This window comes from Amycolatopsis sp. NBC_01286 (genome assembly GCF_035982555.1).
In the GTDB taxonomy this organism is placed as follows: domain Bacteria; phylum Actinomycetota; class Actinomycetes; order Mycobacteriales; family Pseudonocardiaceae; genus Amycolatopsis.
The window spans coordinates 4,900,241-4,912,781 of record NZ_CP108428.1 but is presented as its reverse complement, the minus strand read 5'-3'; the positions used below and the strand labels follow the sequence as shown (position 1 = coordinate 4,912,781).

Here is a 12,541-nt window from a genome sequence, read left to right as displayed (position 1 = left end):
GATTCCCTCCCTGTTGTTTCAGCCCGCGCCCGGCACTCCGGTTTCGACGCGGGTCCAGACACTGCGCGCCGCGGCGCTTTCCTCGACCGCCGCGAGCACCCGCTGCACCTGCAGCCCGTCCGCGAAGGACGGTGAAGGGTCCTCGCCCGCGGCCAGCGCGACGAGCAGATCACGCACCTCGTGGGTGAACGTGTGTTCGTAGCCGAGCCCGTGCCCCGGCGGCCACCAAGCGCCGACGTACGGGTGACCGGGCTCGGTGACCTGGATCCGGCGGAAGCCGCCGAGCTCCGGGTCTTCGGTGTGGTCGTGGAAGGCCAGCTCGTTCATCGCCTCGAAGTCGAACGCGAGGCTGCCCGCTGAACCGTTGATCTCCAGGCGCAGCGCGTTCTTCCGGCCGCTCGCGAACCGCGTCGCCTCGAAGGTGCCGACGGCGCCGCCTGCGAACCGCGCCAGGAACAACGCGGTGTCGTCGACCGTGACGGCGCCGCGCTCGGCCGATCCGGGCAGTGGCCGTTCGCCGACGAACGTCTCGGTCAGCCCGCTGACGCCGGTGACGAGCGAGCCGGCGACGAACTGGGCGAGGTCGATCGCGTGCGCCCCGATGTCCCCGAGCGCGCCGGACCCGGCCTTGTCCTTCCGCAGCCGCCAGACGAGCGGGAACTCCGGGTCGACGATCCAGTCCTGGAGGTACTGGGCGCGAACGTGACGTATCTCGCCCAGCCGGCCCTCGGCGACGAGCCGCCGCGCCAGCGCCACGGCCGGCACCCGCCGGTAGTTGAAGCCCACCATGGACCGCACCCCGCGGGTGGCCGCCTCGGCGGCCGCCGCGGCCATCGCCTCGGCTTCGGCGACCGTGTTGGCCAGCGGTTTCTCGCACAGCACGTGCTTGCCCGCGGCGAGCGCGGCCAGCGCGATCTCCGCGTGCGTGTCGCCGGGCGTGCAGATGTCCACCAGATCTACATCGCCGGATTCGATCAAGCGTTTCCACTCGGTCTCGACGGACGCCCAGCCGAGCTTCGCCGCGGCCGCCTCCGTGGCCGGTCTGTCCCGGCCGCAGAGCACCGCCATCCGCGGCGCGCGCGGGACGTCGAAGGCCCGGTGCACGGTCCGCCACGCCTGCGAGTGGGCCGCGCCCATGAAGGCGTAGCCGACCATGCCCACGCCGATGGTGCCGCCGCTCATTCGAACGACCCCGGCAGGTACTTGTCCACGTTCTCCTTGGTGACGACGGCCGAGAACAGCGTCACGGTCGCGGGCACCTCCTGTTCGGCCAGGTCACCCAGCCCCTTCGCCTGCCCGAGCAACCGCGCCAGCCGGACCGCCGAGGCGGCCATCGTCGGCGGGTAGAGGACCGTCGCCTTCAGCACCGACGAGTCCGCCTTGATCTGCTCCATCGCCGCCTTCGACCCGGCGCCGCCGACCATCAGGAAGTCCGACCGGCCGACCTGCTTCACCGCCTGCAGCGCGCCGACGCCCTGGTCGTCGTCGTGGTTCCAGATCGCGTCGAACTTCGGGTGCGCCTGCAGCAGCTCGGCCATCCGGGCCTGCCCGGTCGGCACGGTGAACTCCGCGGCGGCCCGGCCGATCTTCTGGATGCCGGGGAAGTTGGCCAGCGCGTCGTCGAAGCCCTGCGAGCGCTGCCGCGTCAGCTCCAGGGTGTCGATCCCGGCCAGCTCCAGGACCGTGCCCTTCCCGCCGAGCTTCTGCCCGATGTAGTTGCCCGCGTTGACGCCCATCCGGTAGTTGTCGCCGCCGATCCAGGTGCGGTAGCTCTGCGGCGAGTCGAAGATGCGGTCGAGGTTGATCACCGGGATCCCGGCGTCCATCGCCTTGCGCCCGGCCGGGGTGAGCTGCTTGCCGTCGGCCGGCAGCACGACCAGGACGTCGACCTTGCGGTTGATCAGCGTCTCGACCTGCGCGGACTGGGTGGCGGCGTCGTTCGAGCCCTCGGCGACGACCAGTTCGACGTCCGGGTGGCGCGAGGCCTCCGCGCGGGCGTTGACGGTGATGGCGTTGAGCCAGCCGTGGTCGGCCTGCGGCCCGGCGAACCCGACGGTCACCTTCTTGCCCGGGGTGTCGGCCGCGCCCTGGGTGACGGTCGCGGCGGCGGGCTCGTCGCTGTTGCTCGTGCACGCGGCGAGCGCGCCGACGCCGACAGCGGACGCGCCGGCGAGGAACGCGCGTCTGCGGAGGGGGTTGTTCATGAGGATTTCCTCTCGGTCGAATACCGGCGCTGGACGAGGACGGCGAGCACGATGAGCACGCCCTTGGCGAGCTGCTGCACCGCCGTGGGCAGGTTGTTGAGGGTGAACAGGACGCTGATCGTGGTGAACACGAGCACGCCGAGGACGGACCCGGCGAGCGTGCCGCGCCCGCCCGAGAGCAGGGTGCCGCCGATGATCACCGCGGCGATGGCGTCGAGCTCGTACAGGTTCCCGTTCCCGCTGGTGCCGGAACTGGTCAGGATGATCAGCATCACGCTGGCGATGCCGCAGCAGAGCCCGGAAAGCACGTACAGCAGGCAGGTGTGCAGCCGGACGTTGATGCCGGCCAGCCGCGCGGCTTCGAGGTTGCCGCCGATCGCGTAGGTGCGGCGGCCGAACGTGGTGCGGTTGAGCAGGATCCAGCCGAGGACGGCGACCGCGGCGAAGATCAGCACCAGCGGCGGGATCCCGAGCACGTAGCTGTCCTGGTAGCCGAGGTCGACCAGCGCCTGGTTCTTCGGCGTGACGGTCTGCGTGCGGCCCTGGGAGAGCTGGATCGCCAGGCCGCGCGCCGAGGCGAGCATGGCCAGCGTGGCGATGAACGCGACCAGCTTCCCGTAGGCGATCAGCAGTCCCGTCACCAGGCCGGCGCCGAGACCCACGGCGACCGCGCAGAACACGATCCCGCCGATGCCGAACGACTGCGTCGCCTTCGTCGTCGCCCACACCGTCGCGAGCGCGACCACCGCGCCGACCGACAGGTCGATGCCGCCGCCGATGATCACGAACGTCATGCCGACGGTGATCACGCCGATCACCGACGCCTGCGTCAGCAGCAGCACGAGCGTGCCGGTGGACAGGAACTGGCCGGGCTGGGTGATCGCGCCGATCACCGCCAGCAGCACGAGCACCCCGACGAGGCCGAGGTTGCGGATTTCGCTGACTTTCCTCCGCTCGGGTGCGGCCCGGGCCACCGGCCGTCCTTCGGGGGCCCGGGTGGCGAAGCCCCCGGCTCGGGGCGGAGCCCCGCTTGTCTCAGCCCCTTCCGACGCTTGTTCAGTCATGGACGCGCTCCTCCAGGATGAGATCCAGCACGCGGCGCTCGTCGAGTTCGCGTGCGTCGGCTTCGGTGACGACCTGGCCTTCGCGCAGCACCAGCACCCGGTCGGCCAGCCCGAGCACCTCCGGCAGTTCGCTGGAAACCAGCAGGATCGCGACGCCGGAGTCGGCGAGGTCGCGGATCACGCGGTACAGCTCGGCCCGCGCGCCGACGTCGACGCCGCGGGTCGGCTCGTCGAGCAGCAGCACCCGGCAGCCCTTCAGGAGCCAGCGCGCGACGACGGCCTTCTGCTGGTTGCCGCCCGAGAGCTTGCCGACGATCCGGCGGACGTCGGCCGGGCGCAGGTCGAGCGCCTCGGTGTGCCCGCGCACGGCGTCGATCTCGGCCTTCCCGCTGAACCAGCCGAACCGCGCGTACCGCCGCAGCGACGGCAGGGAGACGTTGCGCGCCACGGAATCGTGCAGCAGCAGCGCCTGGCTCTTGCGTTCCTCCGGCGCCAGGCCGAGCCCGCCACGCACGGCCGCGCCGACGCCGTTCTTCAACGGCTGCCCGGCCAGCCGGATCTCCCCCGCCGTCGCCTTGCGCGCGCCGTAGACGGTCTCGAGAACCTCCGAGCGGCCCGAGCCGACCAGCCCGGCGATCCCGAGGATCTCGCCTTCCCGCACCGAGAACGTGACGTCGTCGAACGCGCCTTCCAGCGTGAGGCCGGTGACGCCGAGGACTTCGGGTTTGCCGTCGTGCGCACCGGGTTCCGGGCGCGGCGGGAACGGGAACTCGACGCGGCGGCCGGTCATCCGGGCCACCAGGTCCCCGGTCGGCGTCGTGCGCGCGGGCAGCCCGGCGGCGACGGTCCGGCCGTCCTTGAGCACGCTCACCCGGTCGCCGATCTCGCGGATCTCGGCCAGCCGGTGGGAGATGTAGAGCACCGCGACGCCGCGCGTGGTCAGCCCGCGGATCACCCGGAACAGGTTGGCCACCTCGTCGGCGGCGAGCACCGCGGACGGCTCGTCGAGCACGATCAGCCGCGCGTCGAGCGAGAGGGCGCGGGCGAGGCTGACGATCTGCTTGCCCGCCGCCGACAGCGTGCCGACCTCACGTTCGACGCGGATTTCCTGGTGCCCCAAGCGGTCCAGCAGCTTGCGCGCCTCGGCCCGCATGGTGGTGCGGCGGACGAACCCGCCGCGGGCCTGCTCGTGGCCGAGGAAGACGTTCTCCGCCACGGAAAGCCCGTCGACGAGGTCGAGCTCCTGGTACAGCGTGGCGATGCCGTGCCGGATCGCCGCGGTCGGGTTCGGCAGCCGCACCGGCGTCCCGTCGAGCCGGATCTCGCCGGTGTCCGGCCGGTGCGCGCCGGCGAGGACCTTGATCAGCGTCGACTTCCCGGCGCCGTTCTGCCCGAGCAGGCAATGGACTTCGCCAGCTTCGACGCTCAGCTCGACGTCGTCGAGCGCGCGCACACCCGGGAACTGCTTGCCGATCCCGGTCATCTCCACGAGCGTCATCCGCTGTCCCTTTCCGCGCGCACCGGCACCAGCGCCGGGTCGTCGAACACCGCTTGCAGCGCGACGTGCGCGCCGCCGCGCGAAGCCGCGGAGAACCCGAGCCAGGACAGCTCGACGCGGCAGCCCCCGATGCCCGGCGCGATCACGCGGGCCTCGAGCTCGGTCATCATCGGGCCGAGCAGGTACGGCCCCAGCTGGGCGAAGTAGCCGCCCAGCAGCACCACCCGCGGGTTGAAGACGTTGATCAGCACGGCCGCGCCGACGCCGAGACCGGTGCCGACCTGGGCGAGCGCGTCGAGCGTGCGCTTGTCCTTCAGCTGCGCGCGGCGGCGGATCATGTCGAGCCGCTGTTCGAGGTCGAGCGACGGGTCGTGCACCGGGTCGTTCGGCGACGCCGCCAGCCGCAGCATCCCGGCCAGCCCGACGAGCGTCTCCCAGCAGCCGCGGCGCCCGCAGCCGCAGACGCGCCCGGCCGGGTCGAGCTGGATGTGCCCGATCTCGCCGGAGAACCCTTCGGCGCCGCCGAGCAGCCGGCCCCCGGAGATCACGCCGCCGCCGACGCCGATCTCGCCGGTCAGGTACACGAGATCGGCGGTCCCGGCGACGCTGCCCATCGCGTATTCGCCGAGCGCGCCGAGGTTCGCGTCGTTGGCCGTGCGGATCGGGAACGCCGGCGGCCCGAGCCGGCGGGTCAGCCGTTCGGTGATGCCGCGGACGACCGGGACGTCGGTCCAGTGCAGGTTCGGCGCGAAGGCGACGGTCCCGCTCGCGACGTCGACCAGCGCCGGGATCCCGACGGTCACGCCGGCCGGCACGACGCCGAGGCGGCGGCATTCCCGCAGCGCCCGCGCGGTCAGCTCGGCGCCGGCGTCGAGCACCTTCTCGACGGGAAGCGCTTGCACGTCGAGCGCGACGCGTTGTTCGAAAAGGACGGTGCCGGTCAGGTCCAGCGCGAGGGCGGTGAGGTAGTCGACGTTGATCTCGACGCCGATGCCGCCGACGCCGCGGCCGTCGAGTTCGACGATCGTGCCGGGGCGCCCCACCGAACCGGCTCGTTCGCGTTCGCCCTCACGGGCCAATCCGCGTCCGACGAGCTCGGAAACGAGGCTCGACACGGTCGCTTTGTTCAGCCCGGTGTCCGCGGCGATGCCCGCCCGGGACCGGGATCCCGCGTCCCGCAGGTGCCGCAGCACCAACGCGAGGTTCGTCCGGCGGACCGCGGCCTGGTCGGCCGGGCGCACCGGTTTGAGCGAGAAGGAGGAGTCCACGCCGACACCGCCCGAGTTCGTCTGGTGGGACAACAAATTAGGGCGGGCGGAACGAACGGGTCAACGAGGTAACCGGGCACCCGGGGCCGGACGAAAGCCGCAAAACCGAGCTGACCAGCGAAACTATCGAACCGGGGCGGGAATGCCGTCCCACGGATGGAGCACGGGTTCGGGTGTGTGGCCGCCGTAATCCCGCCGCCGAACGGGAGCGGTTTCGCAATGCCCCGCTGATCGGGACGTTCCACCGAAAAGCGCAGTCACGCGCGGACTCCGCCATTCGGCCTGCACAATTGCCGGGCGGACGACGAAACTTTCTGAAAGTTTCAGGCGGTGCGCGCGCCGGGGAACGTGAGTGTGCCGAGGGCGCCGACGAGCGGCGCGAGTTCCGGCAGCGCCTCGGCTTCGGCGAGAGCTTCGGCCAGCGCCGTGTCGTGGGTCGGACGGGCCGCCGTCAGCAGGGCGCGCCCGGCCGGCGTCACCTCGGTGTAGATCCCGCGGCGGTCGTCCGCGCAGAGGTAGCGGGCCAGCAGCCCGCGGTCCTCCAGCCGGGTGACCAGCCGCGTCGTCGCGGACTGGCTGAGCACCACGGCGTTGGCGAGCTGGTTCATCCGGAGGTGGAAGCCGTCCTGCCGGCCGAGGACGTCGAGCACCGTGTACTCGCTCACCGAAAGCTTGTGGTCGCGTTCGAGGGCGCGCTGCAGCCGGTCCTCGATCCGCGCGTGCAGCGCGGCCAGCGTCCGCCAGCCCTGCGCGCGCGCTTCGACGGCGTCGTCGTCCAGTGACACGGTTCACCTCTCCCCGGCTTGCGCGCACACCGTTGCACGCTGCACCATCAAGCTTGTGCAATATACGGCGTCTGCAACTATCTCGGACGCTCGTAGTTGCTGACGCTGCTGATCACTCTACCCGGGGAAGAAGGAAGTCCATGCCCGCCGCTCTGCTTGCACTGGCGATCAGCGCTTTCGGGATCGGCACCACGGAGTTCGTGATCATGGGCCTGCTGCCCGAGGTCGCGGGCGACCTCGGGGTCTCGATCCCTTCCGCCGGCCTGCTCATCTCGGGCTACGCGCTCGGCGTCGTCGTCGGGGCTCCCGTGCTCACCGCGCTCGCCTCGCGGGTGCCGCGCAAGACCATGCTCGTCGCGCTGATGGGCCTGTTCATCGCGGGGAACGTGCTCTCGGCCCTGGCCCCGAGCTACGGCCTGCTGATGACCGGCCGGGTGGTCGCCGCCCTGGCGCACGGCGCGTTCTTCGGCGTCGGCTCGGTCGTCGCCGCCTCGCTCGTCGCCCCGGCCAAGCAGGCCGGCGCCATCGCGCTGATGTTCACCGGCCTGACCGTGGCGAACGTCCTCGGCGTGCCCGCCGGCACCGCGCTCGGCCAGGCCTTCGGCTGGCGCTCGACGTTCTGGGTGGTCAGCGCCCTGGGCGTGGCCGGCGCGATCGGCATCCTGGCGCTCGTGCCGCACCAGCGGCCCGCCCCGGGCGCGGGCCTGCGCGGCGAGCTCGCCGTCTTCCGGCGTCCGCAGGTGTGGCTCGCGCTGGTGACGACGGCCCTCGGCTTCGCCGGGGTGTTCGCGTCCTTCACCTACATCGCGCCGATGATGACCGAGGTCGCCGGCTTCTCCAGCGGCGCCGTCACCTGGCTGCTCGTGCTCTTCGGCGCCGGCCTGTTCGCCGGCAACCTGCTCGGCGGCAAGGCCGCGGACCGCAAGCTGATGCCCAGCCTGTACGTCATCCTCGCCGCGCTGGCCCTGGTGCTCACGGCGTTCGTGTTCACCGCCCACGCGCAGGTGCCGGCGGCCATCACGATCGTGTTGTTCGGCGCGGCCGGCTTCGCGACCGTGCCGCCGCTGCAGGCCCGCGTCATGGCCAAGGCCGAAGGCGCCCCGGCGCTGGCCTCGGCGGCGAACATCGCCGCGTTCAACCTCGGCAACGCCGGCGGCGCGTGGCTCGGCGGCCAGGCCATCGAGGCCGGCCTCGGCTACACCGCCCCCAGCTGGATCGGCGCCCTGCTCGCCGCGACCGGCCTGGCCGTGGCGCTCGTCTCCGGCCTGCTCGACCGCAAGTCCCGGGTTAGTTTCGACTCCGGGGAACGGGTACCCGCCCGATGAACCACCCACCGAAAGGAACCTTCGTGACCAGCGTGCCCGTGATCGAACTCAACAACGGCGTCCGGATGCCGCAGCTCGGCTTCGGCGTCTTCCAGGTCCCGGACGCCGAGACCAAGGCCGCGGTGCAGGCCGCGCTCGAAGCGGGATACCGCAGCATCGACACCGCCGCCGTCTACGGCAACGAGGCCGGCGTCGGCCAGGCCCTCGCCGAGTCCGGCGTCGCCCGGGACGAGCTGTTCGTCACCACCAAGCTGTGGAACTCCGCCCAGGGTTACGACGCGACGCTCGAGGCGTTCGACGTCAGCATGGAGAAACTCGGGCTGGAGCAGCTGGACCTGTACCTGATCCACTGGCCGACGCCCGAGCGCGACAAGTACCTCGACACCTGGAAGGCGTTCGAGAAGCTCCACGCCGACGGCCGCGTCCGCGCGATCGGCGTGTCCAACTTCCAGCCCGCGCACCTCGAGCGGCTGCTCGAGCACGCCGAGGTCGCCCCGGCGCTCAACCAGGTCGAGCTGCACCCGTACCTGCAGCAGCGGGAGGTCCGCGAGTTCGACGCGAAGCACGGCATCGCGACCGAAGCGTGGAGCCCGCTCGCCAAGGGCGGCTCGCTGCTGGGCGACCCGATCGTCGCGGAACTGGCGGTCAAGCACAGCCGCACGCCCGCGCAGATCGTGCTGCGCTGGCACCTGCAGCTGGGCAACGTGGTGATCCCGAAGTCCGTTACTCCGTCACGGATCCAGGAAAACTTTGACCTGTTCGAGTTCACCCTCACGGAGGAGGAAGTGGAGTCGCTGACGCCGCTGAACCGCGACGAGCGCACCGGTCCGGACCCGGACACCTTCAACGCCGCCTGATCTTTTCACCCCGAGCCCGGCACTTTCACGTGAAAGTGCCGGGCTCGGTCACAGCTTGCGGGCGACCCCGCCCAGCGTCAGGAAGTTCAATTCGCTCAACGGGTGGATGCGCGGGCCGTCCGGCCACCATTCGTGCAGGTAGACCAATCCCGGCCGGAGCAGTTCGAGGCCGTCGAAGAACGACGCGATCTGTTCCCGCGACCGGTGGACGCTGCCCAGCCCGGTGCCCTGGAAACTGGTCTCCAGCAACCGCGCCAGTTCCTGGCGCGGCGAGTCCTCTTCCGGGTCGAAATTGTGCGTGAGCAGCAGGTACGACCCGGGCGCGAGCGCCGCGACGTACTCCGAGACGATCTTCTTCGCCCGGTCGTAGTCGTCGATGTGGTGCACGATCGACGTCAGGATCAGCGCCACCGGCCGGGAGAAGTCCAGGTGCTCCCGGACGACCGGGTCGGCGAGGGTTTCCGCCGGCTTCGTCAGGTCCGCGCCCGTGACGTGGGTGAGGTAGTTCTCCTCCAGCAAAGCGCGCCCGTGCACCTGCACGACCGGGTCGATGTCGACGTACACCACCTGCGCGTCGGGGTTGTATCTCTGGGCCACCTGATGGGTGTTCTCCGCGGTCGGCATGCCCGAGCCCAGGTCCAGGAACTGGTCGAGGCCACGCTTTCCGGCCAGGAACCGCACCGCGCGGACCAGCCAGTCGCGGTGTTCCTTCGCCATCGTGCGCGCGCCGGGCGCGATCGCCAGGAGCCGCCGCATCGCTTCGCGGTCGACTTCGTAGTGGTCGTGCCCGCCGAGCAACGCGTCGGACAGCCGGGCCAAGCTCGCCTTGCTGAAATCGAGGGCGGCTGCGCCCCCCTCGGCCCCGGACCGCAGGTCCCCAGGCGTCATCGACTCTCCCTCGTCGAGCGGCGGACGAGCCCCTGCCCCGGGCTCGGCCACCGTGTCCGGCAACGGACAGTGCTCAGACTACGACATGGCGTTCATCAAGTGAACCGCGCAAGGGCCTTGCCTGCCAGGCACAATCAGCCGAACAGGAGTTCGTGCCACGACGTTCCGCCGTCCGTGGACCGGTACACAGCGGAGCCGTCGGCCGCGTCGGGCTGGCCGTCGACGACCACCCCGGTGCCGCGGCCCGGGAAGTCCAGATCGGTCAGACTGAGCCCGCGTTCCGAGAGGACGGTCGTCGTCCAGGTGCGCCCGCCGTCCGTCGTGCGGTGCAGGAAGCCGACGCCGCCGCCCTCCGCCGCGATCGTCGCGGACGCCGGTGACGCCGCGCCGAAGCCCTGCGTGATCCCGACGACCGGGGCCGCGTCGGTGCCGCTGAACGTCCCGCCCAGCCGCGCCGCGTGCCGCACGCTCCGTTCCGTCGAGCCCGGCTGGGGCGAGCCGGGACTGCTGCTGCACAACGCCACGACCTGCTTGTCCCGGACACCGGCGAGCGACGCGACCGTCCCCGTCGGGCACGGCGGCGCGGCCGGGGTGAAGCGGACGCCGTCACGCGAGGTCCAGTACTTCTCGTCGCCGTAGTTCGCGCCGAGCGCGACCTGCAGGCCGCCGCCGACGGCGACGTCGCCGTAGGTGATGTCCCCGGTGACCGCGAAGCCCGGCATCGGGACCAGCACCGGCGAGCCGGCGGCCGCCGAGTACAGCCGCGTCGAGCCGCGGCCCTCGCCGTAGGTGCTGAGCACGGCGAATACGCGGCCGCCGGTTTCGGTGATCTTCGAGACGTAGAAGGGTTCCCGCGCGTCGACGAGACCGACCGGGTGCCAGCTCGCGCCGCCGTCCCGCGTCGTCCGCACGTGCACGCCGTCGCTCACGTAGGCGACGCGGTCGGTGACGAACGTCAGCGCGACGTGGTTGTGGTTGTCCGGCAGCGGCATCGAGGGCGCGCCGAGGCGCCGCCAGTGCCGCCCGGCGTCGGTCGTGCCCAGCAGCGCCGGGCACCACGACTTCGCGCAGGGCGAGTAGCCGAGGACGTAGCCGGTGTCCGGGCCGGTCCAGCTGGTCGACGCGGGCTGGAACCCTTTCGGGACAACGGTTTCCGCGGAAGCGGGCGAGGCGGGGACGGCCAGGGCGGTGAGGACGGACAGCGTCAGTGCCGTACGCCGGAGGAGTCTCATGATCACCTGGACGTGCCGTGGCGGCCCGGGTTGCCCACCCGGGGCGAGGTTCAGCCGCCCGGCTCAGCCCAGGCCTTCGACGAACCCCGCGACCATCCGCAGCAGGTCCGCGCCGGCCGCGAGGTCGCCGAGCACGATGAGCTTCAGGACGGACTTCTCCTTGTCGTAGATCGTTTCGACGCGCAGGGACTGCGGTCCCTGCAGCGACGCGTGGACCAGGGTGGCGATCCGGTCCGCCGTCGCCCGGTCGACGTCCTCGATCTCGACGACGCCCGAGAGGTCCGCCTTCTTGGCCGACGCCGGTGCGGCGGCCGGGAGCCCGGTGAAGGCCGCGAGGTCGGCCGCGGTGATCCGGTACTGCTTGCCGATCCGGACGGCCTTCAGCCGCCCGTCCCGCACGTAGTTCCGGACGGTCCGGACGTGCAGCCCGAGCTGCGTCGCGACCTGCTCGACGGAGTAGACCTCCTGCGCCATGACCCTCCTCGATTTCCGCAAAGTACCCTATCACGCCCCATGTTTCGGAAGTTTACGGAACACCGGGTTTGCCTGCGCCGGCATCGGGTACCTCTTCCTGGCACCGCACGCCCCAGATCCGTCCACAGAGGACTGTCGAAAGGACGGCGCCGACGATGCCGTATCCCCCTCCCCCGGAGCAGCCCTACGATCCGCGGTACGAACCCGCCGCCACCGAAGAAGTCGTGGAGCGAACCCCCGTCCGCCTCCGGATCGTGCGCACGGTCAACGCGCTCATCCACCTCCTGTGCGCGGTGTTCGCACTGGTCCTCGCCGTGCACATCGTGCTGGTCTTCGGCGAGGCGAACGCGGCGAACGGCTTCGCGCACCTCATCTCCGAATGGTCGGCCGGCGTCTCCCTGGGCCTGCGCGACCTCTTCACGCCGGACTCCGAGAAGTTCCGGGTGTTCTGCAACGACGGCCTGGCCGCGGTCATCTGGCTGGTCATCGGCGCGGTGCTGACCGACGTCATCACCCGCATCGGCGCCCCCGGCCCGAGGCGGGTCTGGTACCGCCGCCGCAGCTACCGCTGACCACGCGGCTCGCTGCCGACTGCTCGCTGCTCATGAAGAAGCCCTCCCCGGTCCGCCGGAGAGGGCTTCTTTCTTGCGCCCGGAACGTCGGCCGTCCCGAACGGCGCAGTGAAAGGGCCCCCGGATCGTGATCCGGGGGCCCTTTCGCGTGCGGGAGACTCAGCTCTGCTGCGGTTGTTCGGCGACGGTCTCGACCGGCGCCGACTCCGGCTGCGGGAGGGCCTCGGCGGCGTCGGCGGCCCGGGGCGCGGGAACGCGCTCGGCGGCGACCACGTCGAAGTGTTCACGGCACCAACGGCCGTAGCGCCTCGCGTTCACTGTCATTGCGTCCACCTCCTCTCGGGCGGTCCTGGCCACCCCCTCAGCGTCCTCCG

The 12,541-nt window shown here is 71.5% G+C and carries 13 protein-coding genes; 3 read left to right on the top strand and 10 right to left on the bottom strand.

The window, feature by feature from the left end; genetic code table 11:
* Positions 1-18: 18 nt before the first annotated feature.
* From OG570_RS23520 to OG570_RS23495, 6 genes are all read right to left on the bottom strand, one after another.
* Complete coding sequence (locus tag OG570_RS23520) at positions 19-1,182, bottom strand: Gfo/Idh/MocA family protein (RefSeq protein ID WP_326959306.1); 1,164 nt, start codon at positions 1,180-1,182, stop codon at positions 19-21.
* Positions 1,179-2,204: a substrate-binding domain-containing protein gene (locus OG570_RS23515; protein WP_247055376.1), complete on the bottom strand. Its 1,026-nt coding sequence runs from the start codon at positions 2,202-2,204 to the stop codon at positions 1,179-1,181. Before OG570_RS23515 ends, OG570_RS23520 begins: the two co-directional genes overlap by 4 nt.
* Positions 2,201-3,178 (bottom strand): ABC transporter permease, encoded by a 978-nt coding sequence (locus tag OG570_RS23510; RefSeq protein WP_326943417.1) that lies wholly within the window; start codon positions 3,176-3,178, stop codon positions 2,201-2,203. The genes OG570_RS23515 and OG570_RS23510 overlap by 4 nt, the downstream gene beginning before the upstream one ends.
* A gap of 82 nt (positions 3,179-3,260) precedes the next feature.
* Entirely contained in the window at positions 3,261-4,766 is a 1,506-nt protein-coding gene (locus tag OG570_RS23505) for a sugar ABC transporter ATP-binding protein (RefSeq protein WP_326959304.1), read from the bottom strand.
* Positions 4,763-6,034, bottom strand: coding sequence for an ROK family transcriptional regulator (locus tag OG570_RS23500; RefSeq protein ID WP_326959302.1), 1,272 nt, complete (start codon positions 6,032-6,034; stop codon positions 4,763-4,765). Before OG570_RS23500 ends, OG570_RS23505 begins: the two co-directional genes overlap by 4 nt.
* 323 nt (positions 6,035-6,357) lie before the next feature.
* Positions 6,358-6,819, bottom strand: coding sequence for a MarR family winged helix-turn-helix transcriptional regulator (locus tag OG570_RS23495; RefSeq protein WP_326959300.1), 462 nt, complete (start codon positions 6,817-6,819; stop codon positions 6,358-6,360).
* A 140-nt stretch (positions 6,820-6,959) separates the two neighbouring features.
* Between OG570_RS23495 and OG570_RS23490 the strand changes: the two genes are divergently transcribed.
* Together OG570_RS23490 and OG570_RS23485 are read left to right on the top strand one after the other, a co-directional pair.
* Positions 6,960-8,144, top strand: a complete 1,185-nt coding sequence (locus OG570_RS23490) for an MFS transporter (RefSeq protein ID WP_326959297.1) — start codon at positions 6,960-6,962, stop codon at positions 8,142-8,144.
* Positions 8,145-8,167: 23 nt separating this feature from the next.
* Complete coding sequence (locus OG570_RS23485; protein ID WP_326959295.1) at positions 8,168-9,001, top strand: aldo/keto reductase; 834 nt, start codon at positions 8,168-8,170, stop codon at positions 8,999-9,001.
* Positions 9,002-9,049: 48 nt separating this feature from the next.
* On the opposite strand, the gene OG570_RS23480 is transcribed toward OG570_RS23485, so the two are convergent.
* The 3 genes from OG570_RS23480 to OG570_RS23470 form a co-directional block, all read right to left on the bottom strand.
* Positions 9,050-9,889: an SAM-dependent methyltransferase gene (locus OG570_RS23480; RefSeq protein ID WP_326959293.1), complete on the bottom strand. Its 840-nt coding sequence runs from the start codon at positions 9,887-9,889 to the stop codon at positions 9,050-9,052.
* Between the two features lie 134 nt (positions 9,890-10,023).
* Entirely contained in the window at positions 10,024-11,121 is a 1,098-nt protein-coding gene (locus OG570_RS23475) for a sialidase family protein (protein WP_326959291.1), read from the bottom strand.
* A 63-nt stretch (positions 11,122-11,184) separates the two neighbouring features.
* Positions 11,185-11,595: a helix-turn-helix domain-containing protein gene (locus OG570_RS23470; protein ID WP_326959289.1), complete on the bottom strand. Its 411-nt coding sequence runs from the start codon at positions 11,593-11,595 to the stop codon at positions 11,185-11,187.
* Positions 11,596-11,750: 155 nt separating this feature from the next.
* Here OG570_RS23470 and OG570_RS23465 point away from each other — a divergent pair, with 155 nt between their 5' ends.
* A complete protein-coding gene (locus OG570_RS23465; protein WP_326959287.1) occupies positions 11,751-12,167 on the top strand; it encodes a hypothetical protein in 417 nt (138 codons plus the stop codon).
* A 159-nt stretch (positions 12,168-12,326) separates the two neighbouring features.
* On the opposite strand, the gene OG570_RS23460 is transcribed toward OG570_RS23465, so the two are convergent.
* Entirely contained in the window at positions 12,327-12,491 is a 165-nt protein-coding gene (locus OG570_RS23460) for a hypothetical protein (RefSeq protein ID WP_247055399.1), read from the bottom strand.
* Positions 12,492-12,541: the final 50 nt, after the last annotated feature.

Coding starts and splice junctions, on each gene's coding strand:
- OG570_RS23490 (WP_326959297.1), top strand. CDS start 6,960: ATGCCCGCCGCTCTGCTTGCACTGGCGATCAGCGCTTTCGGGATCGGC.
- OG570_RS23460 (WP_247055399.1), bottom strand. CDS start 12,491: ATGACAGTGAACGCGAGGCGCTACGGCCGTTGGTGCCGTGAACACTTC.
- OG570_RS23505 (WP_326959304.1), bottom strand. CDS start 4,766: ATGACGCTCGTGGAGATGACCGGGATCGGCAAGCAGTTCCCGGGTGTG.
- OG570_RS23465 (WP_326959287.1), top strand. CDS start 11,751: ATGCCGTATCCCCCTCCCCCGGAGCAGCCCTACGATCCGCGGTACGAA.
- OG570_RS23470 (WP_326959289.1), bottom strand. CDS start 11,595: ATGGCGCAGGAGGTCTACTCCGTCGAGCAGGTCGCGACGCAGCTCGGG.
- OG570_RS23480 (WP_326959293.1), bottom strand. CDS start 9,889: ATGACGCCTGGGGACCTGCGGTCCGGGGCCGAGGGGGGCGCAGCCGCC.
- OG570_RS23520 (WP_326959306.1), bottom strand. CDS start 1,182: ATGAGCGGCGGCACCATCGGCGTGGGCATGGTCGGCTACGCCTTCATG.
- OG570_RS23515 (WP_247055376.1), bottom strand. CDS start 2,204: ATGAACAACCCCCTCCGCAGACGCGCGTTCCTCGCCGGCGCGTCCGCT.
- OG570_RS23475 (WP_326959291.1), bottom strand. CDS start 11,121: ATGAGACTCCTCCGGCGTACGGCACTGACGCTGTCCGTCCTCACCGCC.